The 21,146-nt window shown below is 74.5% G+C and carries 17 protein-coding genes; 11 read left to right on the forward strand and 6 right to left on the reverse strand.

Features of this window, described 5'->3' with window-relative positions:
• The first annotated feature begins 98 nt into the window (after positions 1-98).
• From FB586_RS20325 to FB586_RS12015, 7 genes are all read left to right on the forward strand, one after another.
• On the forward strand, positions 99-590 hold the full coding sequence (locus FB586_RS20325) for a MerR family transcriptional regulator (protein WP_370741080.1): 492 nt from the start codon (positions 99-101) through the stop codon (positions 588-590).
• A complete protein-coding gene (locus FB586_RS11990) occupies positions 472-921 on the forward strand; it encodes a VOC family protein (protein ID WP_370741081.1) in 450 nt (149 codons plus the stop codon). Before FB586_RS20325 ends, FB586_RS11990 begins: the two co-directional genes overlap by 119 nt.
• Positions 922-1,070: 149 nt before the next feature.
• A complete protein-coding gene (locus FB586_RS11995) occupies positions 1,071-1,811 on the forward strand; it encodes an alpha/beta fold hydrolase (RefSeq protein ID WP_136519516.1) in 741 nt (246 codons plus the stop codon).
• A 121-nt stretch (positions 1,812-1,932) separates the two neighbouring features.
• Positions 1,933-2,934: a LacI family DNA-binding transcriptional regulator gene (locus FB586_RS12000; protein ID WP_136519517.1), complete on the forward strand. Its 1,002-nt coding sequence runs from the start codon at positions 1,933-1,935 to the stop codon at positions 2,932-2,934.
• 604 nt (positions 2,935-3,538) lie between these two features.
• Positions 3,539-3,907 (forward strand): VOC family protein, encoded by a 369-nt coding sequence (locus tag FB586_RS12005; RefSeq protein ID WP_136519518.1) that lies wholly within the window; start codon positions 3,539-3,541, stop codon positions 3,905-3,907.
• 158 nt (positions 3,908-4,065) lie between these two features.
• Positions 4,066-6,204, forward strand: a complete 2,139-nt coding sequence (locus FB586_RS12010; RefSeq protein WP_136519519.1) for a SpoIIE family protein phosphatase — start codon at positions 4,066-4,068, stop codon at positions 6,202-6,204.
• A 213-nt stretch (positions 6,205-6,417) separates the two neighbouring features.
• A complete protein-coding gene (locus FB586_RS12015) occupies positions 6,418-7,017 on the forward strand; it encodes an NADPH-dependent FMN reductase (protein ID WP_136519520.1) in 600 nt (199 codons plus the stop codon).
• A gap of 97 nt (positions 7,018-7,114) precedes the next feature.
• Here FB586_RS12015 and FB586_RS12020 read toward each other — a convergent pair whose 3' ends face one another.
• From FB586_RS12020 to FB586_RS12030, 3 genes are all read right to left on the reverse strand, one after another.
• Positions 7,115-7,807, reverse strand: a complete 693-nt coding sequence (locus FB586_RS12020) for a CPBP family glutamic-type intramembrane protease (protein WP_136519521.1) — start codon at positions 7,805-7,807, stop codon at positions 7,115-7,117.
• A gap of 62 nt (positions 7,808-7,869) precedes the next feature.
• On the reverse strand, positions 7,870-10,374 hold the full coding sequence (locus tag FB586_RS12025) for a glycoside hydrolase family 65 protein (protein WP_136519522.1): 2,505 nt from the start codon (positions 10,372-10,374) through the stop codon (positions 7,870-7,872).
• A complete protein-coding gene (locus FB586_RS12030; RefSeq protein WP_136519523.1) occupies positions 10,371-11,084 on the reverse strand; it encodes an HAD family hydrolase in 714 nt (237 codons plus the stop codon). Before FB586_RS12030 ends, FB586_RS12025 begins: the two co-directional genes overlap by 4 nt.
• A 125-nt stretch (positions 11,085-11,209) precedes the next feature.
• Here FB586_RS12030 and poxB point away from each other — a divergent pair, with 125 nt between their 5' ends.
• A complete protein-coding gene (gene poxB, locus FB586_RS12035) occupies positions 11,210-12,937 on the forward strand; it encodes a ubiquinone-dependent pyruvate dehydrogenase (protein ID WP_246036713.1) in 1,728 nt (575 codons plus the stop codon).
• Here the strand turns inward: poxB and FB586_RS12040 are convergent.
• A complete protein-coding gene (locus tag FB586_RS12040) occupies positions 12,934-13,557 on the reverse strand; it encodes a hypothetical protein (RefSeq protein WP_136519524.1) in 624 nt (207 codons plus the stop codon). The genes poxB and FB586_RS12040 overlap by 4 nt on opposite strands.
• A gap of 75 nt (positions 13,558-13,632) precedes the next feature.
• Here FB586_RS12040 and FB586_RS12045 point away from each other — a divergent pair, with 75 nt between their 5' ends.
• The gene (locus FB586_RS12045; protein ID WP_136519525.1) at positions 13,633-14,373 is read left to right on the forward strand and encodes a class I SAM-dependent methyltransferase; all 741 of its coding nucleotides are present in this window, start codon (positions 13,633-13,635) and stop codon (positions 14,371-14,373) included.
• Positions 14,374-14,391: 18 nt separating this feature from the next.
• On the opposite strand, the gene FB586_RS12050 is transcribed toward FB586_RS12045, so the two are convergent.
• Positions 14,392-16,005, reverse strand: coding sequence for a BCCT family transporter (locus FB586_RS12050; RefSeq protein ID WP_136519633.1), 1,614 nt, complete (start codon positions 16,003-16,005; stop codon positions 14,392-14,394).
• A 203-nt stretch (positions 16,006-16,208) separates the two neighbouring features.
• Here FB586_RS12050 and FB586_RS12055 point away from each other — a divergent pair, with 203 nt between their 5' ends.
• Positions 16,209-17,756, forward strand: a complete 1,548-nt coding sequence (locus FB586_RS12055; RefSeq protein WP_136519526.1) for a threonine/serine exporter family protein — start codon at positions 16,209-16,211, stop codon at positions 17,754-17,756.
• A 77-nt stretch (positions 17,757-17,833) separates the two neighbouring features.
• Positions 17,834-20,509: a phosphoenolpyruvate carboxylase gene (locus tag FB586_RS12060; protein ID WP_136519527.1), complete on the forward strand. Its 2,676-nt coding sequence runs from the start codon at positions 17,834-17,836 to the stop codon at positions 20,507-20,509.
• Positions 20,510-20,611: 102 nt separating this feature from the next.
• On the opposite strand, the gene FB586_RS12065 is transcribed toward FB586_RS12060, so the two are convergent.
• On the reverse strand, positions 20,612-21,127 hold the full coding sequence (locus tag FB586_RS12065) for an NUDIX domain-containing protein (RefSeq protein ID WP_136519528.1): 516 nt from the start codon (positions 21,125-21,127) through the stop codon (positions 20,612-20,614).
• Positions 21,128-21,146: the final 19 nt, after the last annotated feature.

The following is a 21,146-nucleotide window of genomic DNA, read 5'->3' on the forward strand; positions in this document are numbered from 1 at the left end:
CCATGCACGGAACCAGTTCGGACGACGGCAGGTACTACAGCACGAGGTCCCGCGAGGACCCGCGCCCCGGCGCCCTCTCCCGCGTCACCGTGGGGGAGATGTCCAGGCGCACGGGAGTGAGCGCGCGATCACTGCGCTACTACGAGCAGCAGGGCCTGCTCGCTCCCGGTCGCACCCGGGGTGGCCACCGTGTCTACACGGCCGCTGACGAGGTCGCCGTGCACCAGATCAAGCAGCTGCTCCGTGCCGGATTCTGCAGCTCGGTCATCCGGCAGCTGATGCTCCCGCTCTCGTGCCCGGCCGGGAGCGGGGCGCTGCTCCGGAGCGCGTTCGACGCGGCCGAGGAGCGCCTGGTGAGCGAGCGACGGGCGGTCGATGCGGAGATCGACGAGCTTCGGGCGCTGCGGGCGGAGCTCGGACTTGCATCTGACGTGCATGTCAGGTCGCAGGATGACGCCCATGACGACGAACTTGCCCTCTCCCACCCAGCTCCGTCTGATCATCGAGACCGAGGACTTCGACAGCGCCCTGCGCTTCTACCGCGATCTGCTCGGCATGCCGGAGCAGATCGCGTTCGCGACGCAGGGTGATGACCGGGTCGCGATCCTGCACGCCGGCATCGCGACGATCGAGCTGGCCACGCCGACACATGCGCAGAGGATCGATGAGGTCGAAGGAGCACCTCGATCTGGTGCCCCTCGGATCGCGCTCGAGGTCGAGGACGCCGAGCTCGCTTCAGACCTTGCCGTCCAGGAGGGCGCGGAACTCATCGCCCCGCCCGTTCGAACCCCTTTCCAGACCATCAACGCGCGAGTGCGAGCCCCCGCGGGCTGGCAGGTCACCTTCTTCCAAGAACTCCAGACGCTCGAGGCTCGCGCGGCGCTCGAAGGATTCTCGACGGACGACGCGCGAGCTCGGTAGCCGCATCCCTGAGCGGTGCAGGCCCGCGCTCCGCTACGGCGCGGCATCTCCGACGAGGATCGAAGTCGCCTCCGCTCGTCTCGCGGCTGCGCCTTCGCCATGACACCAGGCGTGAAGACGCCTCCGCAGCAATCTCGAGAAGGACGGACATGACCACCACGACAAACCGACCGACCATCGTTCTCGTCGCCGGCCACTGGCTGGGCGCCTGGGCGTGGGAGGAAGTTCTCGAACACCTGAATGCCGACCACCCGCGCGCCATCGCGATCACCCTGCCCGGCCTCGACGGTGCGGACCCGGCGCGTTCGACCAGGACCCTCGACGACCAGGCCGAGGCGATCACCGACGTCCTCGCTCGACTCGACGCCTCCCCGGCACGGCCCGTGACGCTCGTCGCTCACAGTGGGGCGAACGCTCCTGTCAGCATCGTCATGGACCGGCATCCCGAACTCGTGGGCCGGGTGGTGTGGATCGACTCCGGTCCGTTGGCGTCCGGGACTGCTTTCGCCCCAGATCTCCCTGAGGAGCTGGAAGAGCTTCCCCTCCCAGCCTTCGACGTCCTTGCACAGGAGGCGAGCCTGGAGGGCCTGAGTGCAAAGGTCCTCGAGCGTTTCCGCACCAAGGCGGTGCCCGAGCCGGGTCCCGTTCTTCGGCAGACGGTCGAACTCACGAACGGCGCCCGAAACGCCGTGCCGACCACCCTGGTGTGCTGTTCGATCCCCAGCGCGCAGGTGCTGGAGCTGGCCCGGAACGGGCACCCCATGTTCGCTGACGTCGCGAACCTGGAAACCCTCGAGGTCGTCGACCTCCCCACGGGCCACTGGCCGATGTGGAGCCGTGCCGGCGACCTCGCACAGGTCATCCGATCAGCGGCATCACGAACCGCCTGAACTGCAGCACCGCGCGCAAGACCTGGCCGCACGCCACGGCTACTGGGCAGCCTCGCGCACGTCGACGTCGCCGTGCTGCCGACGTGCGCGGGCAGCCCGGTGAGGCTGAGAGGGGGCCCCGATGAACCGCCGTGTGACGATCTCCGACGTCGCGCACGCCGCAGGCGTCTCCGTGGCGACCGTGTCCAAGGTGCTCAACTCCCGGCACGGTGTCGCCCGGGCGACCTCGGCTCGGGTGCTGAGCGTGGTGGAGGAGCTCGGGTATGAGTCGAGCCTCGTCGCACGCGGGATGCGGACGCACCACACGCGCATCATCGGCATCCTCGCCGGCCGGTTCGAGCCGTTCGCCTCGGAGATCTTCAAGGGTGCCGCGGCCGCACTGGGCGAGACCGGCTACGAGATGCTGGCGTACACCGGTGGGGTCCGCGGCGGCGGTCCGGGGTGGGAGCGGCGGTTCCTGTCGCGACTGGGCGGCACCCTGATCGACGGCGCCGTCCTCGTCACCCCCGCGGCCGCCGTGGAGGACTTCGCCGTCCCCGTCGTCGCGATCGATCCGCACGCCGGGCCGAGCGGGAATGCGACCGTGGACTCCGACAGCCTCGGCGGTGCCGTGCTCGCCACCGAGCACCTGCTCGGGCTCGGGCACCGGCGGATCGCCTTCGTGGGTGGACCGCCGGACGTGTACCAGTGGTCCCGCCTGCGCGAGCAGGGGTTCAGGCGGGCGATGGCGGCGGCCGGTGCGCCCGTCGACGAGGCGCACGTGCTCGTGGACCACTACGGCTCGGGTCGCACCGTGGACACCCTGCGCGCGCTCCTGTCCGGCCCGGACCGGCCGACGGCCGTCCTCACCGCGTACGACGTGTCGGCGATCGCGGTCCTGGAGGTCGCCCGTGACCTCGGCCTGTCCGTGCCCGAGGACCTCTCCGTCGTGGGGTTCGGCGACATCCCCGAGGCCGCACGGGCCGAGCCCCCACTCACCACGGTCGACCAGTCGATCCAGGAGATGGGTGCCAGCGCGGTCCGGGTGCTCACCAAGCTCCTCCAGGGTTCGGCGGACGACGAGAGGCAGGTGCGGCTGCCGACCCGTCTCGTGCTCCGCTGGACCACGGCCGCACCACGCTGAGGAGAACCCGTGACGACCCGAGAGCCGTGCTGCCCGAGCGGTCGAGCGCAGCAGGGACCACCGACGTCGTCGCGGTCGATCCGCGACGGGCGGTCTCGCTGCGACGGCGGCCAGCACGCCTTGATCACACCTCGGCGCGAGTGCTCGCATCCAACGCGACCGGCACTCCTTGAGAGGCGACAACGACGTCATGAGTCGACGTTCTGCCCGGCTGCCATGAACTGCACTTGAGTCGTCGCGGCGCTGGCGTTTGGCGGACAACGCTTGCACGTATGGGCGTGGTCAACGCGACGTAGGCCTGCCGCGGTGACGATCGCTGGGTGGGGGCGGCAGCGTCGCTCGATCGGCTGGACACTTAGGCCGTTCCTCCGCTCGGAGGGGCGGCCTTTGTGCTGTGGTGCAGAGAGATCGGGCACTCGTCCGACGGCTCGCGGCCGAGCCCTTCCGCCGCGTCCAGGACGCGCTGCGCCGTCTCGGCGGCGAACCGGCGGCCGTGCCGTGGAGCACCTGGCTGAGAGTCGAGCGGCAGCCGCGCACCGGCGCGCCGGGCAGTCCTCTCACGCGCTGTGGGCTCGGTGCTCGGTGCCCGCGCTACGGTCCTTCCGTGATCGGGAGCATCGACGAGGTCGTCATCGACTGCGCGGACCCGGCCGCGCTGGCGGCGTTCTGGTCGAAGGTGCTCGGCGGCGAGCCCGTCGGACGCGACGACGCGTGGTGGTACATCCTGCCGCCGGGGTGGACGCAGCTGTCGTTCCAGCGGGTGCCGGAGCCGAAGACGGTGAAGAACCGCGTGCACCTCGACGTCCTCGTCGACGACATCGCGAGCGCCACGGCCCAGGCGGAGGCGATCGGCGCCCGCCGCGTGGGCGACGTGCACCACGACCGGGCAGGCTCGTTCCAGGTGCTGCACGACCCGGAGGGCAACGAGTGGTGCCTGGTCCGACCGGCGCCACCGCACGACGGCGAGCCCTGAGGCCGGGCTCCGGGCAGGTGGAGGTCGGGGCGGTGCCGATATCGACGCCCTGGAGCTCCGGCACGGCCCCTTCGTTCCACGCGGCGCCCTCGACGGTGTGACCGGCGCCGCACGTGCGCGGCCGGGCGTGCTCACGGGCGCGCTCGTACCCTGCGGACATGGGGGCGGGGAGAGCGGCACGGCGCACCGGGGCGGACGACCGGGACGCGGGCGGGAGCGGGCCCGGGGAGCGTGACCTCCTGCGCACGCTCGCCTGGGCGCTCGCGTACGCGGCGGCGGCGGCCCTGGGCCGCATGACCGTGGTCGGGGACGCGGGCGTGAGCCTGGTGTCGCCCGCGGCCGGCGTGTCGGTGCTGTGGCTGGTCGCCCGCGCGCGGCCGTGGCCCTGGGTCGACGTCGCGGCGCTCTGGCTGACCAGCGTCGTCGTCCTGGCGCTCACCGGCGAGCAGGCGGCCTCCGCGCTGCTGCTGGCCACCGCGGTGACGCTGCAGGCGGTGCTGTGCGTCGCCGTGCTCGCGTGGTTCGCGCCGCACCTGTGGTCCGGTCGCGGACGCGTGCCGCTGGGACGCCTGTCGGACCTGTGGTGGCTCCTCCTCGGCGCCGGGGGAGCGGCGGTCCTCACCGCGCCGCTCGCCCAGGTGGCCGTCCACCTGGGCGGCGGCGGCTCGACGTGGGAGACCCCGTTGTTGTGGTTCGCGCGCAACACGGTCAGCGTCGTGACGATCGTGCCGCTCGGCTGGACCGTCGGCGACTGGCTGGTCGAGCGCCGGGCGCGGAGCGCGGCGCGGGAGCCCGCGGACCGGCGGACGGACGGCCGTGACGCGGACCGCCTCGCCGCGCTCGTGCTCGCTCCCGTGGCGTACCTGCTGTGGTTCCTGCAGGGCACGCAGCCGGCGGTGGTGTTCCCGCTCATCGTCCTCACGGTGTGGGCGGGGTCGCGGCTGCCGGTCCGCTGGGTCGTGCTGCACACGACGCTGTGCGGCGGGGTGGTCGTCCAGCTGACCCTCGTGGGCAGCGGCCCGTTCGCGCACCTGCCCAACCCGGTGACGCAGATCGGCGTGGCGCAGCTGTACGTGGGCCTCCTGGCGGTCATCGGCCTGTCGCTCGCGCTCGCGGGCGAGGAGCGCCGGCAGCTCGTGCGGGAGCTGTCCACGGCGCGTGACCGTGCCCGGGAGCAGGCCGCGCTGCTGGCCGCCGTCGTCGACACGATGTCCGAGGGCGTGCGCGTCGTCGACGCCTCGGGCCGGGTGGTCGTGCGCAACCCCATCGCGGCGCGGCTGCTGGCGGGGACCTCGCGCCTGGACCCCTCCGACAGCACCAGCGACCTCCTGGGCCTGGCGCGGCCCGACGGGTCGCCGTTGCTCGAGGAGGAGCTGCCCTTCCGGCGTGCGCTGGCCGGGGAGGAGGTGCGCGACCTCGACCTGCTCGTGCGCGTGCCCGGCCAGTCGGAGCCCCGCTTCGTCAGCTTCTCGGCCACGCCCATCCCGGCGGAGTCGGGTGGAGGTGTCGTCACCGTCCTGCGGGACGTGACCCTGCACCGCACCGAGCTGCGCCGCGCCGCGCAGGTGCAGGCGAGCCTGCTGCCCGCGCGCCGCCTGGAGGTCCCCGGGTTCGACCTCGCGGCGCGGTTCGTGCCCGCCGGCTCGGTGGGCGGGGACTTCTACGACTGGCAGCGGCTGCCCGGCGGGCTCGTCCTCACCGTGGCCGACGTCATGGGCAAGGGGCCCGCGGCGGCGATCCTGGCGGCGACCACCCGTTCCGTCCTGCACGCGCACTCGGACCCGCAGGACGTGGCGGGCACGCTGACGGCCACCGAGCAGGCGATGGACGTCGACCTGATGAACACGGGCGCGTTCGTCACGGTGTTCCACGCGTTCGTCGACGCCCACGACGGGGAGGTCGCGTACACGGACGCGGGGCACGGCCTCTCGCTGGTCGTCCGCGCGGACGGCGGCGTCGAGCGGTTGGCGGCGACGGGGCTGCCGCTGGGCGTCGCCCCGGGACCCGAGCGGGTCGAGGCGCGGACGCGCCTGCGCCCCGGCGACCTGCTGCTGACCTTCAGCGACGGCGTGCTCGACGCCCTGGGTGGGTCCGTCGCCGACCTCGACCAGGTGCCGCGGGCGGTGCGGGGGACGACCACGGCCGACGCCGCCGCGGAGGCCGTGCTCGCACTGGTCGGCGACCCGGGGCACGCCGAGGACGACCTCACGGTCCTCGCGCTGCGCCGCACGGCGCCGGTGGGCGCACCGGTCGTCCCCTCGCCGTCGTCCGAGGACGTGACCACGCGCTCGGCGTAGCGGTGCGCTGACCGCGGACCGAGGTCGGCACCGTCCCCGGCGCCGGCGGTGGGGGCCGACCCAGGCGTCGAGCCCCCAGGGGGGGACCAGGTCCGGCTCGTCGTGCCGGACGCCGTCGCCCGCTCGCGCACCAGCCGGTGCGCGGGGATGGTGGAGGACGACGCGGGGCCCACGGCCGGCGTCCGCGCCGGTCGCCGAGAGCACGGAGGAGCCATGACCTACACCATCGGATACCTCGTCGGCAGCCTCGCGAAGGCGTCGATCAACCGCACCCTCGCGACGGCGCTGGTCCGGCTCGCCCCCGAGGACCTCGAGCTCGTGGAGATACCCATCGGGGACCTGCCGCTGTACAGCCCGGACCACGACGAGGACTTCCCGGCGGCCGGGCGCGCGCTCAAGGAGGCCATCGAGGCGGCGGACGGGCTGCTGTTCGTCAGCCCGGAGTACAACCGGTCGATCCCCGGGGCCCTGAAGAACGCCATCGACTGGGGGTCGCGGCCCTGGGGGCAGAACTCGTTCGCGCGCAAGCCGAGCGGCATCATCGGCGCCTCGCCGGGCGCGATCGGCACGGCCGTCATGCAGGCGTCGATGCGCAGCGTGCTCAGCTTCCTCGACGCGCCCCAGCTGAACTCGCCCGAGGCCTACATCCGCTTCGACCCCGACCACTTCGGCCCGGACGGCGAGGTCCGGGACGAGGGCACCGCCGAGTTCCTGCGGCACTACATGGACGAGTACTGCGCGTTCGTGCAGCGCGTCCTGGCCGTGAACGCGCCGGGGCACATCGGCGACCGCGACCCCGCCAGCGCGAAGTAGCGGAGCGGCTGCACCGTCACGCGTGCCTGCGCCGGCACGTGCGTCGGCGGCCGTGTGCGGCGCGTGGCGAGGCGGCGCCGAAGCGCCTGCTGCCGTCTCACGGGGTCCGGTTGAGTATGAGCAGCATCCCCGCCAGGTTCAGCATGAAGTGGAGGGAGAACGCCCAGAAGAACCCCGTGGTCTCCTGGATCGACTTCGCCAGGACGAACCCGAGGAACGCCGACATGACGGCACCGACGAGCCCGTTCGGCGCGACGCCCCAGAAGTGGGACACGCCGAAGACGAGCGACCCCATCGCCAACCCGTACACCCGCGAGCCCGTGTGGTCGTCGCCCATCGTGACGTAGGGGAGCCGGAAGACCGCCTCCTCCGTGAAGGCGTTCATCGCCGCGAACGGGACGACCAGCGCGACGTAGGCCCAGTGGAACGTGAACCCGGCCGGGTGCACCTGCACGAAGGTCGCCACCCCGACGACCGCCGTCATGATGAGGCCGAGGACCCACGCGTCGGACTCCCACCGCCCGCCGCCCGACCGGCCGACGAGCGGGCGCATCGGCCCGGTGCGCCTGAGGTTGAGGTAGCCGAGACGGATCCTCCCGGCGAAGGCGAAGGTCAGGAGCAGGGCCAGACCGGCCACCGGCAGGGCGCTGAGCTGGTAGTTCAGCATGCGGTTCACGAGGGGGCTCTCGAAGGGGCTGAACCGGAACAGCGGCGCGCCCGAGACCACGAACAGCAGTCCGGCGGTGAGCACCATGAGGAGGGAGAACACGCTCAGCCTGGCAGCCCTCATGGGCCGAGTGTCCCAGCACGGTGCCGGCCGACGGGCGTCATGTCCGTGCGCGGCATCCCGGCTCAGGCGTTACGTCCCGTCTCGTGCGGGACGGACGCGGTGACGACCGTGCCGTCCGGACGCCGAGTCCCGAGCCGCGCCTTCGGGTCCGGCACGCCCTCGATGCGCGGGCCCTGGTCGGTGAGCGGCACGACGACCGGCTCGTCGCCGACCTCGACGGGGGCGCCGCGCACCTGGACGGTCAGCGGCGGGCCGTCCTCGAGCGCGAGCTCGAGCGCGTCGCGACGCAGGCGCACCCGCAGCCGGCTGCCCCGCACCGCGAGGCGGAAGCCCAGCGCGTCCCAGGACGCGGGCAGGCGCGGGTCGAACGTGAGGACGCCGTCGTGGTGGCGCATGCCGCCGAACCCGCACACCAGCGCGCTCCACACCCCGCCGGCGGACGCGACGTGGACACCGTCGGACGCGTTGCCGTGCAGGTCGGCGAGGTCGACGTAGAGGGAGCGGTGGAAGTAGTGCAGGGCGAGGTCCTGGTAGCCGACCTCGGCCGCGACGATCGACTGCACCACCGCGGACAGGGTCGAGTCACCGGTGGTGATCGTGTCGTAGTACTCGAAGTCGGCCCGCTTCTGCTCGGGCGTGAAGTCCGCGCCCTGCAGGAACAGCGCGAGGACGACGTCCGCCTGCTTGAGCACCTGGAAGCGGTAGATCACGAGCGGGTGGTAGTGCAGGAACAGCGGGCGCTTGTCCGGCGGGGTGCCGGCCAGGTCCCAGACCTCCCGCTCGTGGAACTGCGAGTCCTGCGGGTGGATGCCCAGGTGCGGGTCGTACGGGACCGCGAGGGCGTCGGCCACGCGTGTCCACTCCGCCGCCTCCTGGAGGTCCAGGTCCAGGCGTGCGCACAGCTGGGCGAACCACTCGGGGCGGCGTGCGGCGACGTCCCGCACGGCACGCGCGGCCCGTCGCAGGTTCGAGCGGGCCATCACGTTGGTGAACAGGTTGTCGTTCACGACGGTCGTGTACTCGTCGGGCCCGGTGACGCCGTGGATGTGGAACGAGTCGCCCCCGCCGTTCCCGCGCCAGAAGCCCAGGTCCGTCCACATCCGTGCGGTCTCGACGAGGATCTCCAGGCCCTCGCGGTCCATGAACTCCTCGTCGCCGGTGACCTCCACGTACGTGCCGACGGCGTGCGCGACGTCGGCGTCGATGTGGTACTGCGCCGTCCCGGCGGCGTAGTAGGCGGAGGCCTCCTCGCCGTTGATGGTCCGCCAGGGGAACAGCGCGCCGTCCTGCGTGAGCTCGCGCGCCCGGCGCCGCGCCGCGGGCAGCATCGTGTAGCGGAACCGCAGGGCGTTCCGCGCGACCTGCGGCGTCGTGTACGCGAAGAACGGCAGGACGTAGATCTCGGTGTCCCAGAAGTAGTGCCCCTCGTACCCGGAGCCGGTGACCCCCTTGGCGGGGATGCCGTCGCCGTCGGCGCGGGCGGCCGCCTGCGCGAGCTGGAACAGGTTCCAGCGGACCGCCTGCTGGGCCTCCGGGTCGCCCTCGACCTGCACGTCGGAGCGGTGCCAGTACGCGTCGAACCACGCGCGCTGCTGCGCGAGCTGCGCCTCCACGCCCTCGCCGCGCACCCGGTCGAGGGTCCGCCGGCAGCGGTCCGCCAGCTCGCGCGCGGGCACGGTGCGCGCCGTGTGGTAGCTGACGGTCTTCGTGATGGTGAGGGTCCGGTGCGGCTGCGCCCGGACGCGGACGACGTGCTTGGCGTCGTCGGGTCCCACCTCGGTGCCCGCGTCGTGGTCGTCGGGCGTGCGCACGTCGTGGTCGGCCGCGACGGCCAGCGTCATGCGGGACCGGGCGCACCGGTAGCCGAGGACGATCCGACCCGCCTCGTCCGACGCCAGCTGCGGCTCGAGCACCCGGTCGCCCAGCGTCGGCGCGCGCCGCGGGTCGTCGCGCGCCGGCCCCTCGTCGCCCGGCTGGTCCGCGTACTCGTCGGCGCCGTCCTGGCGGTTGACGACGTGCGACGAGACGACCACCGGTGCCGGGCAGTCGAGGAGCGTCACCTCGAGCGTCATGACGGCGAGGTGCCGCGACGCCATCGACACCATCCGCCGGGAGCGCACCTGCACGCGGTTGCCGGACGGCGTGCGCCACACGAGCTCGGTCGTGAGCAGGCCGGCGGCCAGGTCGAGGGCGCGCTCGTACTCCACGAGGTCGGCGACGCCGAGGACGAGCGGCTCGTCGTCGACGTACAGGCGCATCACCGTCGCGTCGGGCACGTTGACGATCGTCTGCCCGACCTCCGCGAAGCCGAACGCCTCCTCGGGGTGGCGGATCGGCCACGTCTCGTGGAACCCGTTGACGTACGCGCCGTGGGCGTGGCTCGGGCGCCCCTCGGTCGTGCTGCCGCGGATGCCGAGGTACCCGTTCCCGACGGCGAACAGGGTCTCGGTCGTGCCGAGGTCGTGAGTCGCGAACGATGTCTCGACCAGGCGCCACGGCGCGGCGGGGAAGCGCACGCGGTCGAGGGGCGACGGCGGCCCGGCCTCGTCGTCCGCGAACGGGGTCACGGCGCGACCAGCTCCGTCAGCCGTGTGACGACGACGTCGGCGCCCGCCGCGCGCAGCGCCTCGGCACCGGCCCCGCGGTCCACCCCGACGACGAGCCCGAAGCCGCCCGCCGCACCGGCGGCGACCCCCGAGACGGCGTCCTCCAGCACCACGCACCGGCCGGCGGGAACGCCCAGCGCGTGCGCCGCGTGCGCGAACGTCGCGGGCGACGGCTTGCCCGCCAGGCCCTCGCGCGCGGCCACGACCCCGTCGACGACGAGCCGGAACCGGTCCGTCAGGCGAGCGGCGTCCAGCACGGCCCGCGCGTTGCGGGAGCTCGAGACGACGGCGCAGGGCAGGCCCGCCACGGCGAGCCGGTCGAGCAGGGCGACGGCGTCCGGGTAGGCCTCGACGCCGTCGGCGAGCAGCCGCAGGACGTGCGCGTTCTTGGCGTTGCCGACCGCGTGCACCGTGCCGTCGCCGGGCGGGTCCTCGGGCGACCCCTCGGGCAGCACGACCGCCCGGGACGCCAGGACCGCTCGCACGGCGTCGTAGCGCGGCCGGCCGTCGACGTACCGGAAGTAGTCGTCGTCGCCGTACGGCGGCTCGATGCCCCGCGAGCGGAACAGGGCGGTGAAGGTCGCGTCCCAGGCGCGCATGTGCACCAGCGCCGTGGGCGTCAGCACCCCGTCCAGGTCGAACAGCGCGGCGTCGTACCGATCCCAGTCCATGCGCCTCCCGTCGCCGGTCGCGCCCACGGTAGCCGCGGCGGGCGCCGCGGGCCGGGCGAGCGGGACGGCGGGCCCGCACCCGCGGTGCTAGGAAGGAGGGACACCCCCTCGGCGAAGGAGAACCCGTGGCCGTCACGATCGCCCAGACCATCGTCGCCACCCTGCGAGCCAACCGCGTCGAACGCGTCTACGGCATCCCCGGCGACTCCCTCAACGGCTTCACCGACGCGATCCGCCGGGACGGCTCGATCGAGTGGGTCCTCACGCGGCACGAGGAGGCGGCGGCGCTGGCGGCCGCCGCCGAGGCCGAGCTGACCGGCAGGCTCGCCGTCTGCGTGGGCAGCGGCGGCCCGGGCAACCTGCACCTGATCAACGGCCTGTACGACGCGGCGCGCAGCCGGGTGCCCGTGCTGGCGATCGCCGCGCACATCCCCAGCACCGAGATCGGCAGCGGCTACTTCCAGGAGACGCACCCGCAGGAGCTGTTCCGCGAGTGCAGCGTCTACCGGGAGCTGGTGTCGGACCCGGCGCAGATGCCCCGGATGCTCGAGATCGCGATGCGCAGCGCGATCGAGCAGCGCGGCGTGTCGGTCCTCGTCCTGCCCGGCGACGTCGCCCTGCAGCGCGCGGCGAGCGAGCGGGTGGTCGTGGTCCCGCAGGCCCGGCCGCGGGTCGTGCCCGCCGCCGACGAGCTGGCCGCGGCGGCCGACCTGCTCAACGCGGGACGACGCACCACGATCCTCGCGGGAGCGGGCGTGGGGGACGCGCACGACGACGTCGTCGCGCTCGCGGACCGGCTGGCCGCCCCGATCGTCCACACGATGCGCGGCAAGGACCGGATCGAGTACGACAACCCGTTCGACGTCGGCATGACGGGCCTGCTCGGGTTCGCCTCCGGCTACCGCGCGATGGACGGCGCCGACACGCTGCTGATGCTGGGGACCGACTTCCCCTACCAGCAGTTCTTCCCGCAGGACGCGCGGGTCGTGCAGGTCGACATCCGCGGGGAGCAGCTCGGCAGGCGCACGCCGCTCGCCCTGGGCCTCGTGGGCGACGTGGGGGAGACGGCCCGGGCGCTGCTGCCCCTGATCGACGGGGGCCGCGACCGCGCGCACCTCGACGACGCCGTGGACCACTACGCGAAGACGCGCGCCCGCCTCGACGACCTGGCCACCGAGTCGCGCGGCAACCGGCCGATCCACCCGCAGTACGTCGCACGGCTCGTCGACGAGCTGGCGTCCGACGACGCCGTCCTCATCCCCGACGTGGGCTCGCCCGTCATCTACGCCGCCCGGTACCTGCACACCGGCGGCGGGCGTCGCCTCATCGGCTCGTTCACCCACGGCACGATGGCGAACGCGCTGTCGCACGCCATCGGCGCGCAGAGCGCGTTCCCCGGCCGGCAGGTGGTCGCCCTGGCCGGCGACGGCGGGCTCGCCATGCTGCTGGGGGAGCTCATGACGCTCGCGCAGCACCGGCTGCCCGTGAAGGTCGTCGTGTTCAACAACGCGTCGCTGAACTTCATCGAGCTGGAGATGAAGGCCGCGGGCTTCGTCAACTACGGCACCGGCCTGCAGAACCCGAGCTTCGCGGCCGTCGCGGAGGCGATGGGCGTGCGGGGCGTGCGGGTGGAGCGGTCCAAGGACCTGCGCGGCGCCCTGGCCGAGGCGTTCGCGCACGACGGCCCCGCGCTGATCGACGTCGTCACCGAGCGCGACGAGCTGTCGATCCCGCCGAAGGTCACGGCGGAGCAGGTCAAGGGGTTCACCCTCTACGCCATCCGCACCGTGCTCTCCGGACGTGGGGACGAGCTGCTCGACCTGGCGGGCGCCAACTACCGGCAGCTGTTCTAGCGGGTGGCCGCCTCGCGGCGCGGCGGGCGCAGCCCCAGGGACCGCAGCTCGAGCGCGGCCAGGGCGTGCACGACGTCCGCGTCGCCGCGCCGCCACGCGTCGGCCGGGTCGTCGCACACGCGGGCGAGCCGCGTCACGGGCTGGCCGGCCAGCGCCCGCAGGGCGAACAGGTCGAGGTCCGCGGCGGAGTCGACCAGGCGCGCGGCGGCGCCAGCCCGGCGCGCGAACGACCAGCGCGCGCGCACCCACGCCACCAGCACCACGAGCACGGGCCCGAGCGCGACGGCCACCGCCACCGCCAGGGCCAGGCGCGCCGCACCGTCCTGGACCTGCACCCCCGCGGCCGCGATCGAGCCCGCCGCCCCGCCGGCGGCGTCGAACGGCGCCCGGACCTCGTCCCCGACGACCGGGATCCCCGACACGGACCGGCCGGCGGAGGTCAGCCCCTCGCGCAGGGACGTCCCGGCGTCCTCGAGCGTCCGCCCGGGTGCCCCGAGCCGCGCGACCAGGTCGTGCAGCCACCGGGCCACCCACAGCCAGCCGGCGACCCAGGCGAGCACCGCCAGGTCGCCGAGGACCTGCCGGGTGCACCGGGCCGCGTCCTGCGCGTAGAACCTCATGCGGCACATGGTGGTGCTCGACCGGGCCCGGCGCACCGCGGAGGCGGCCCTGCGGCACCGGCCTAGGCTGCCGGTATGCCGGGTCCCGGGCACTTCGACGCGCACGCCGACGTGTACGAGCGCGCCCGGCCGCCGTACCCGCCGGCGCTGTGGGAGCGGCTGCGGGAGCTCGGGCTGCTCGCACCCGGGGTCCGCGTCGTCGAGCTGGGCGCCGGGACGGGGCAGGCCACCGGGCCGCTGGTCGACGCGGGGACGGTCGTGACCGCGGTCGAGCCCGGTCCCGCGCTCGCCGAGCGCCTGGCCCGGCGCCTGCCGTCGGTGACCGCCGTGGTCGGCACCGCGGAGGAGGTGCCGCTGCCCGCTGCGGCGTTCGACCTCGCGGTGGTCGCGACCGCCGTGCACTGGCTCGACCTGGGCGTCGTCCTGCCCGCCGTGCACCGCGCTCTGGTGCCCGGCGGGCACCTGCTCGTGTGGCGGACGGCGTTCGGGGACCCGGACGTGCCCGTGACGGCGTTCCGGCGCACGGTCGCGGAGATCACGGGACGGCGTCCGGGGCCACCCCGCCCGGGCCCGGGAGAGCTCGACACGGAGGAGTGGGTGCGCCGCCTGACGGCCGGCGACCGCTTCGCGGTCCGCCACGTCGAACACTTCCGCTGGTCCGTCGAGCTCGACGCAGGGCAGGTGCGCGACCTGTTCACCACCTTCAGCGACTGGACCTCCGCCGAGGTGGACGAGGCGGCTGCGGCCGTCCGCGCGCTCGGCGGGCGCGTCCTCGAGCACTACGTCACGCCCCTGGTCGTCCTGCGGGCGGTGTGACCGCGGGGAGACGGACGGTCAGCCGGTGCCCCGCCCCTCGCCGCCCCCTCGCGACCACCAGCGGGCGGGCCGGGTCCGCGCCGCCACCTCCGTCGCGACGTCGTCGACGAGCCTCTCGCGCAGCATCCGGCGCTCCGCGCGCAGGAGCTCGGTGTGCTCGCGGTGCAGCGCGCGCGTCGTCGCCACCGCCATGCCGATCATCACGACGCTGAACGGCAGCGCGATGAGGATGGCCGCGGTCTGCAGCGCCACGAGCCCGCCCGCGAGGAGCAGCGCGATCGCGAGGACGCCCGACAGCGCGGCCCACGTCACCCGGATCACCACGCGGGGGTTCGGGTCGCCGCCCGACGCGAGCATCGCGACCACGAGGGACCCGGAGTCGGCCGACGTCACGAAGAACAGCGCCACCAGGACGATCGCCAGCACGGACAGCACCGAGCCCCAGGGCAGGTCGCCCAGCAGGTCGAACAGCGCGTTCTCGGGGACGACCGTGCCGTCCGCGGGGACCATCCCGCCGTCGCCGAACAGCTCGCGGTACAGCGCGCTGCCGCCCAGCACCGAGAACCACAGGAACGTGATGAGCGTGGGCACGAGCAGCACGCCGCCGACGAACTCCCGCACCGTGCGGCCGCGGGAGATGCGCGCGATGAAGACGCCGACGAAGGGTGCCCACGAGATCCACCAGCCCCAGTAGAACGTCGTCCACGCCGCCTGCCACGCCTCGCCGGCCTCGCCGGCGTAGGCGCTCACGTTGAACGTGAGGGGCAGCACGTTCGCCAGGTACACGCCGAGCGACTGCACGAACTCGCGCAGCAGGAACAGCGTCGGGCCGAGGACCAGGATCGCGACCAGCAGGACGCCTGCCATGGTCACGTTCACGTTGGACAGCCACTTCAGGCCGCGGTCGAGGCCGGACACGACGGACGCGGTGGCCGCCGCGGTGATGACGAGGATGAGCACCACCTGGACGCCCGTCGACGGCGACAGCACGCCGATGTGGTCCAGACCGGCCGTGATCTGCAGCACCCCCAGCCCCAGGGACGTCGCGACGCCGAACACGGTGCCGACGACCGCGGTGACGTCGATGACGTCCCCGAGCCGGCCGCGGACCCGCTCGCCGAACAGCGGCTCGAGCGCCCAGCGGATCGACACCGGCCGGCCGCGGCGGTGGATCGCGTACGCGAGCGCGAGGCCGACGACGACGTAGATCGCCCAGGCGTGCACACCCCAGTGCAGGTACGTCTGCGCCATCGCCTGCTCCGCCAGGCGCTCGGGAACGCCGGTCACGCCGGGCTTCGGCGAGGCGAAGTGGGAGAGCGGCTCGGCGACGCCCCAGAAGACGAGACCGATGCCCATCCCCGCCGCGAACAGCATCGAGAACCAGGGGCCGAGCCGGAACTCGGGGGTCGCGTCGTCGTCGCCGAGCACGATGTCGCCCCAGCGTCCGAGGCCGACCCACAGCGCGAACGCGACGAACGCCGCGACGAGCAGCACGTAGTACCAGCCGAAGGCGCCGACGACGTTCTCCTGGAGCGCGCCGATCGCCGCGCCCGCCGCCCGCGGGAAGGCGATCGCGACGGCGGCGACCACGGCGATCACCGCCAGCGCGGGCCAGTAGACCGCGGGGTGCATCCCGCCGCGTCCCGTCCCGTAGGTGGCCGTGCTCTCCCCGGCGTCGGGGGTCAGGTCGTCGGTGCCGCTGCTCACGGTGGTCAGGTCCTCCATCTCGTCGTGCTGCGTCCCAGGGTCACAGGGCCCGCACGCCGACGCACCCGGGAACCGGGGAGCCGCCCGGCGTGACGGCCGTGACACCTGCGTCGCGTTAGCCTCGGCGGGTGCGAGCGGTGGGGGTGGTGCGGCGGCTCGCGCGGCGGACCGTCGGTGGTCCGCCGACGGTGCAGGTGGGGCGTCGCCCCCGCGGCGGCGGCCGCGACGAGGCGTTCGTCCGGGACGTCCTCGAGCTGGCCGTGCGGGTCGGCGAGGTCATGCTCTCGCTGGGTGCCTCGGCCGCCGACGTCACGACGACGATCCGCCGGGTGTCCCACGCGTTCGGGCTCGAGTGCGAGGTCGACCTGACGTTCACCGCGATCCTGGTCTCGCACGACCCGGGCGGCAGCCGCGCGCCGGTCACCGTGCTGCGCGTGGTGGCGGCGCGGACCGCCGACTACGGCCGCCTGACGCGGGTGCTCGAGCTCGCGCAGGAGGTGGGCACCGCACCCGCGGCGACCGAGGACCACGCCGCCGTCGCCGCGCGGCTGCGCGACGCGCACGAGCGCCTGGACGAGATCGTCACCTCGCCCCACCCGTACCACCGGCGTCTGGTCACGCTGCTGCTGTCGGTCATGGCCGCGGGCGTGGCCGTGCTGCTCGGCGGCGGTCCCGCGGTGGCGCTGCTGGCCGGTGCGACGACCGCCGCGGTGGACCGGGTGCTGCTGCGGCTGCAGCGCTGGGCGATCCCGCCGTTCTTCCAGCAGGCCGCGGGGGCCACGGTGGCCACGCTCGTCGCCGTCGCGCTGTTCGTGCTCGTGCCCCTGCTGCCCGTGGAGCTCGCGACCCTGCCGCCCGCGCTCGTCGTCGCGTCGGGGATCGTCGTGCTGCTCGCCGGGCTCTCGCTCGTCGGCGCGGCCGAGGACGCGATCGACGGGTTCCCGGTCACGGCCGTGGGGCGCATGTTCGAGGTGCTGCTGCTCACCCTCGGCATCGTCGTCGGCATCGCGGGGGTGCTCGACGTCGCGCAGCGGGTCGGGGTGACGCTCGAGGTCGTCGACGTGCCCGCGGGCTCGCTGCCCGCGGGGGTGCAGGCGGTCGCGGCGGGGGTCGTGGCGGGTGCGTGGGCGCTCGCGTCGTACGCCCGCGCACGCGCCGCCTGCGTGGCCGCGCTCGCGGGCTGCGCCGCGTGGCTGGCGTCGGTGGCGCTCGGCGCGCTGGGGCTCGGTCCCGCGGTGGCCGGAGCCGGCTCCGCGCTGGTGGTGGGCTTCCTCGCCGAGTCGCTCGCCCGGCGGCTGCGCGTGCCCGCGATCGTGACGTCCGTGTGCGCGATCGTCCCGCTGCTGCCCGGTCTGGCCATCTACCGCGGGCTGTTCCGCCTCGTTCAGGCCGACCCCGCGCGGCCCGCGACGCCCGTGCTGCTCGGGGCCGCCATGGTGGCGCTCGGGCTCGCGGCGGGCGTCACGCTCGGCGGTCTGCTGGCGCGGCCGCTGCGTGAGCGGGTGCGTCGCGCGACGTGGCCGGTGCAGCGGGTCGCGGTGCGCGTGGCCCGCCGGGGGGCGGGGGACCCCGCGGCGCCCGCCGGCACGCAGCCGGCCGGCCCCGGCTCGACGACGGCGGGTGACCTCCACCACGGCGCGGATCCGCAGCGGTCGCAGGGCGACGGCGGCGCCTGACGAACCGGCGCCGGAGGAGCCGACCACCGATCGGGCGGCGCGACGACCGCCCCCGCGCGTCCTCTACCCTCGGGGCCGTGAGTGGAGCGGAGAAGGCGACCGAGGTCCCGCGCGGCGTGGCCAGCCACGAGGTCCCCGAGCCCCTGCGCAACGACGTCCGGCTGCTCGGTGAGCTGCTCGGGCGCGTGCTGCGGGAGTCGGGCGGGGACGACCTGCTGGAGGACGTCGAGCGGCTGCGCGAGCTGACCATCCGGTCGCACGGCGAGCCCGACGGGGACGCTCTGGCGCAGGCCTCGGACCTGGTCGCGTCGTTCTCGCCCGAGCGGGCCGAGCAGGTCGCCCGGGCGTTCACGTGCTACTTCCACCTGGCGAACCTGGCGGAGGAGTACCACCGGGTGCGCGTGCTGCACGAGCGCGAGTCCCGCCTGGCCCCGCACGAGCTCGCGCCCGACGACTCCCTGCCGGCGGCGTACCAGCGCCTCCAGGACGAGATCGGCGCGGAGGCGGCGCGCGAGCGGCTGCACACGCTGGAGTTCCGCCCGGTGTTCACCGCCCACCCCACCGAGGCGCGGCGGCGGGCGGTCGCCCGCTCCATCCGGCGGGTCGCCGAGCTCGTCGCGGAGCGCGACGCCCTGCACATCGGCGGCACCACGCTGGCGGAGAACGAGCGGCGCCTGCTCGCCGAGATCGACACGCTGTGGCGCACGTCCCCCCTGCGCGCCGAGAAGCCGACGGTCCTCGACGAGGTCGAGACCGTCCTGTCGATCGTCGACGCGACCCTCGCCGACGTGCTGCCCCAGGTGTACCGGCGGCTCGACGACTGGCTGCTGGGGGAGCAGGCCGGGACCACCGCGCCCGTGGTCGCACCCTTCGCGCGGCTCGGCACCTGGATCGGCGGCGACCGCGACGGGAACCCCAACGTCACCGCCGAGATCACGCGCGCGGCGGCCCTCGCCGCGTCCGAGCACGCGCTCGACGCGCTGCTCGCGTCGGCCCGGCGCACCGCCGCGGGGCTGACACTGGACTCGCTCGGCACCCCGCCGTCGCCGGAGCTGAACGCGCTGTGGCAGGAGCAGCGCTCCCTCGCCGAGCACATCGCGTCCCGGGCGGCGAACGACGCCCCGAACGAGCCCCACCGGCGTGCGCTGCTCGTCGTCGCGGAGCGCGTCGCCGCGACCCGGCGCCGCGACGCCGACCTCGCCTACACGACGGCCGACGAGCTCGAGGCCGACCTGCGGGTCGTGCAGGACTCCCTCGTGGCCGCGGGCGCGCGCCGTGCCGCCTACGGCGACCTGCAGCGCCTGATCTGGCAGGTGCAGACGTTCGGCTTCCACCTCGCGGAGCTCGAGATCCGGCAGCACTCGCAGGTGCACGCCGCGGCGCTCGCGGACATCGAGGCGAACGGCGTCGACGGCGACCTGCAGCCGCAGACGGTCGAGGTGCTCGACACGTTCCGCGCGCTGGGTGCGGTGCAGCGCCGGTTCGGCGTGGCCGCCGCGCGGCGCTACATCGTCTCGTTCACGCAGTCCGCGGAGCACCTCGCGGCCGTGTACCGGCTCGCCGAGCTCGCGTTCGGCGGTGCCGAGCACGCCCCGGTCATCGACGCGATCCCGCTGTTCGAGACGTTCGCGGACCTGCAGGCCAGCGTCGACATCCTCGAGGAGGCGCTGCAGCACCCGCGCGTGCAGGAGCGCCTCGCGGTCAACGGCCGACGCGTCGAGGTCATGCTCGGCTACTCCGACTCCTCGAAGGACGTCGGCCCGGTCTCCGCGACGCTCGCGCTCGACGACGCGCAGCGCCGCATCGCGGACTGGGCCCGCCGGCACGACATCGTCCTCACGCTGTTCCACGGCCGCGGCGGCGCCCTCGGCCGGGGCGGCGGCCCGGCCAACCGCGCGGTGCTCGCGCAGCCGCCGGGCTCGGTCGACGGGCGGTTCAAGCTCACCGAGCAGGGCGAGGTCATCTTCGCCCGCTACGGCGACCCGGACATCGCCACCCGGCACATCGAGCAGGTCGCCGCGGCGACCCTGCTCGCGGACGCGCCGAGCGTCGTGCGGCGCAACGAGGCCGCCGCGGAGCGGTTCGCCGACCTGGCCCGCCGGCTCGACACCGCCTCCCGCGAGCGGTTCCACGCGCTCGTGCGCGCCGAGGGCTTCCCGGCGTGGTTCGGCGAGGTCACACCGCTGGAGGAGCTCGGCCTGCTGCCGATCGGCTCGCGCCCCGCGCGTCGCGGCCTGTCGGTGTCCTCGCTGGACGACCTGCGGGCCATCCCCTGGGTGTTCTCCTGGTCGCAGGCCCGCATCAACCTGGCCGGCTGGTACGGCCTGGGCACCGCGCTCGACGCGGTCGGCGACCTCGAGGAGCTGCGCACCGCGTACGCGGAGTGGCCGCTGTTCGCGACGATCATCGACAACGTCGAGATGTCGCTCGCGAAGACCGACGAGCGCATCGCCGCCCGGTACCTGGCGCTCGGGGACCGCGACGACCTCGCCGAGATGGTGCTCTCGGAGATGCGGCTGACGCGGCGCTGGGTGCTCGCGACGACGGGTGCCGACGCGATCCTCGCCCGCCGCCGCATCCTCGGCCGCGCCGTGCAGCTGCGCAGCCCCTACGTCGACGCGCTGTCCCTGCTGCAGCTGCGCGCCCTGCACGGGCTGCGCACCGGAGCCGACGGCGAGCAGAAGGACGAGCTGCGCCGGCTGCTGCTGCTCACCGTCAACGGCGTCGCCGCGGGTCTGCAGAACACGGGCTGAGCCGACCGCGCACCCAGGTGCGGCCCCGGCACGGATCTCCCGTGCCGGGGCCGCGCCGTGTCCCGGGTGAGGTGCTGCGGGCGGGCGCGCGGCGCGCGGCGGTCAGGACGGCAGGGACATCACGGCGGGCAGCGGAGCGCCCTGCGCGAGCAGGTCGAGCACCCGGCGCTCGTGCGGCACGACGGGGTCGGGCAGCGCGGCCAGCGGGAACCACGCCATCGCCTCGGTCTTGGCCGGCTCGCGCACCTCGGGCGTGCCGCTCCAGGTGCGGACCTCGAAGAAGGTGTCCATGCGCTGCTCGACGGCCGGGCCGCCGCGCTGGAAGCGGTGCAGCACGGTCAGGGGACGCAGCGCGTCGGGTGCGACGACGACCCCCGCCTCCTCCGCGGCCTCCCGCACGGCGGCCTCGTGCACGGACTCACCCGGGTCGACGTGCCCGGCGAGGGTCGCCCAGAAGCCGTCCATGTACCCGGTGCCGCGGCGCAGCTGCAGCAGGACCTCGTCGCCGCCGGCGGCGGGACGCAGCAGCACGACGTACGCCGCCGCCACGAGCAGGGACCGTCCGCCGAGGTGGTCGTCGGGCGCGTACCGCACGGGGCCGGTGGCGTCGGAGGGCATGCCAGGAGTCTGGCACGCG

The sequence above is a fragment of the Cellulomonas telluris genome (genome assembly GCF_004886325.1).
GTDB lineage: Bacteria > Actinomycetota > Actinomycetes > Actinomycetales > Cellulomonadaceae > Cellulomonas > Cellulomonas telluris.

Coding starts and splice junctions, on each gene's coding strand:
- FB586_RS20325 (WP_370741080.1), top strand. CDS start 99: ATGTCCAGGCGCACGGGAGTGAGCGCGCGATCACTGCGCTACTACGAG.
- FB586_RS11995 (WP_136519516.1), top strand. CDS start 1,071: ATGACCACCACGACAAACCGACCGACCATCGTTCTCGTCGCCGGCCAC.
- FB586_RS12000 (WP_136519517.1), top strand. CDS start 1,933: ATGAACCGCCGTGTGACGATCTCCGACGTCGCGCACGCCGCAGGCGTC.
- FB586_RS12010 (WP_136519519.1), top strand. CDS start 4,066: ATGGGGGCGGGGAGAGCGGCACGGCGCACCGGGGCGGACGACCGGGAC.
- FB586_RS12015 (WP_136519520.1), top strand. CDS start 6,418: ATGACCTACACCATCGGATACCTCGTCGGCAGCCTCGCGAAGGCGTCG.
- FB586_RS12020 (WP_136519521.1), bottom strand. CDS start 7,807: ATGAGGGCTGCCAGGCTGAGCGTGTTCTCCCTCCTCATGGTGCTCACC.
- FB586_RS12030 (WP_136519523.1), bottom strand. CDS start 11,084: ATGGACTGGGATCGGTACGACGCCGCGCTGTTCGACCTGGACGGGGTG.
- FB586_RS12040 (WP_136519524.1), bottom strand. CDS start 13,557: ATGAGGTTCTACGCGCAGGACGCGGCCCGGTGCACCCGGCAGGTCCTC.
- FB586_RS12045 (WP_136519525.1), top strand. CDS start 13,633: ATGCCGGGTCCCGGGCACTTCGACGCGCACGCCGACGTGTACGAGCGC.
- FB586_RS12050 (WP_136519633.1), bottom strand. CDS start 16,005: ATGCACCCCGCGGTCTACTGGCCCGCGCTGGCGGTGATCGCCGTGGTC.
- FB586_RS12065 (WP_136519528.1), bottom strand. CDS start 21,127: ATGCCCTCCGACGCCACCGGCCCCGTGCGGTACGCGCCCGACGACCAC.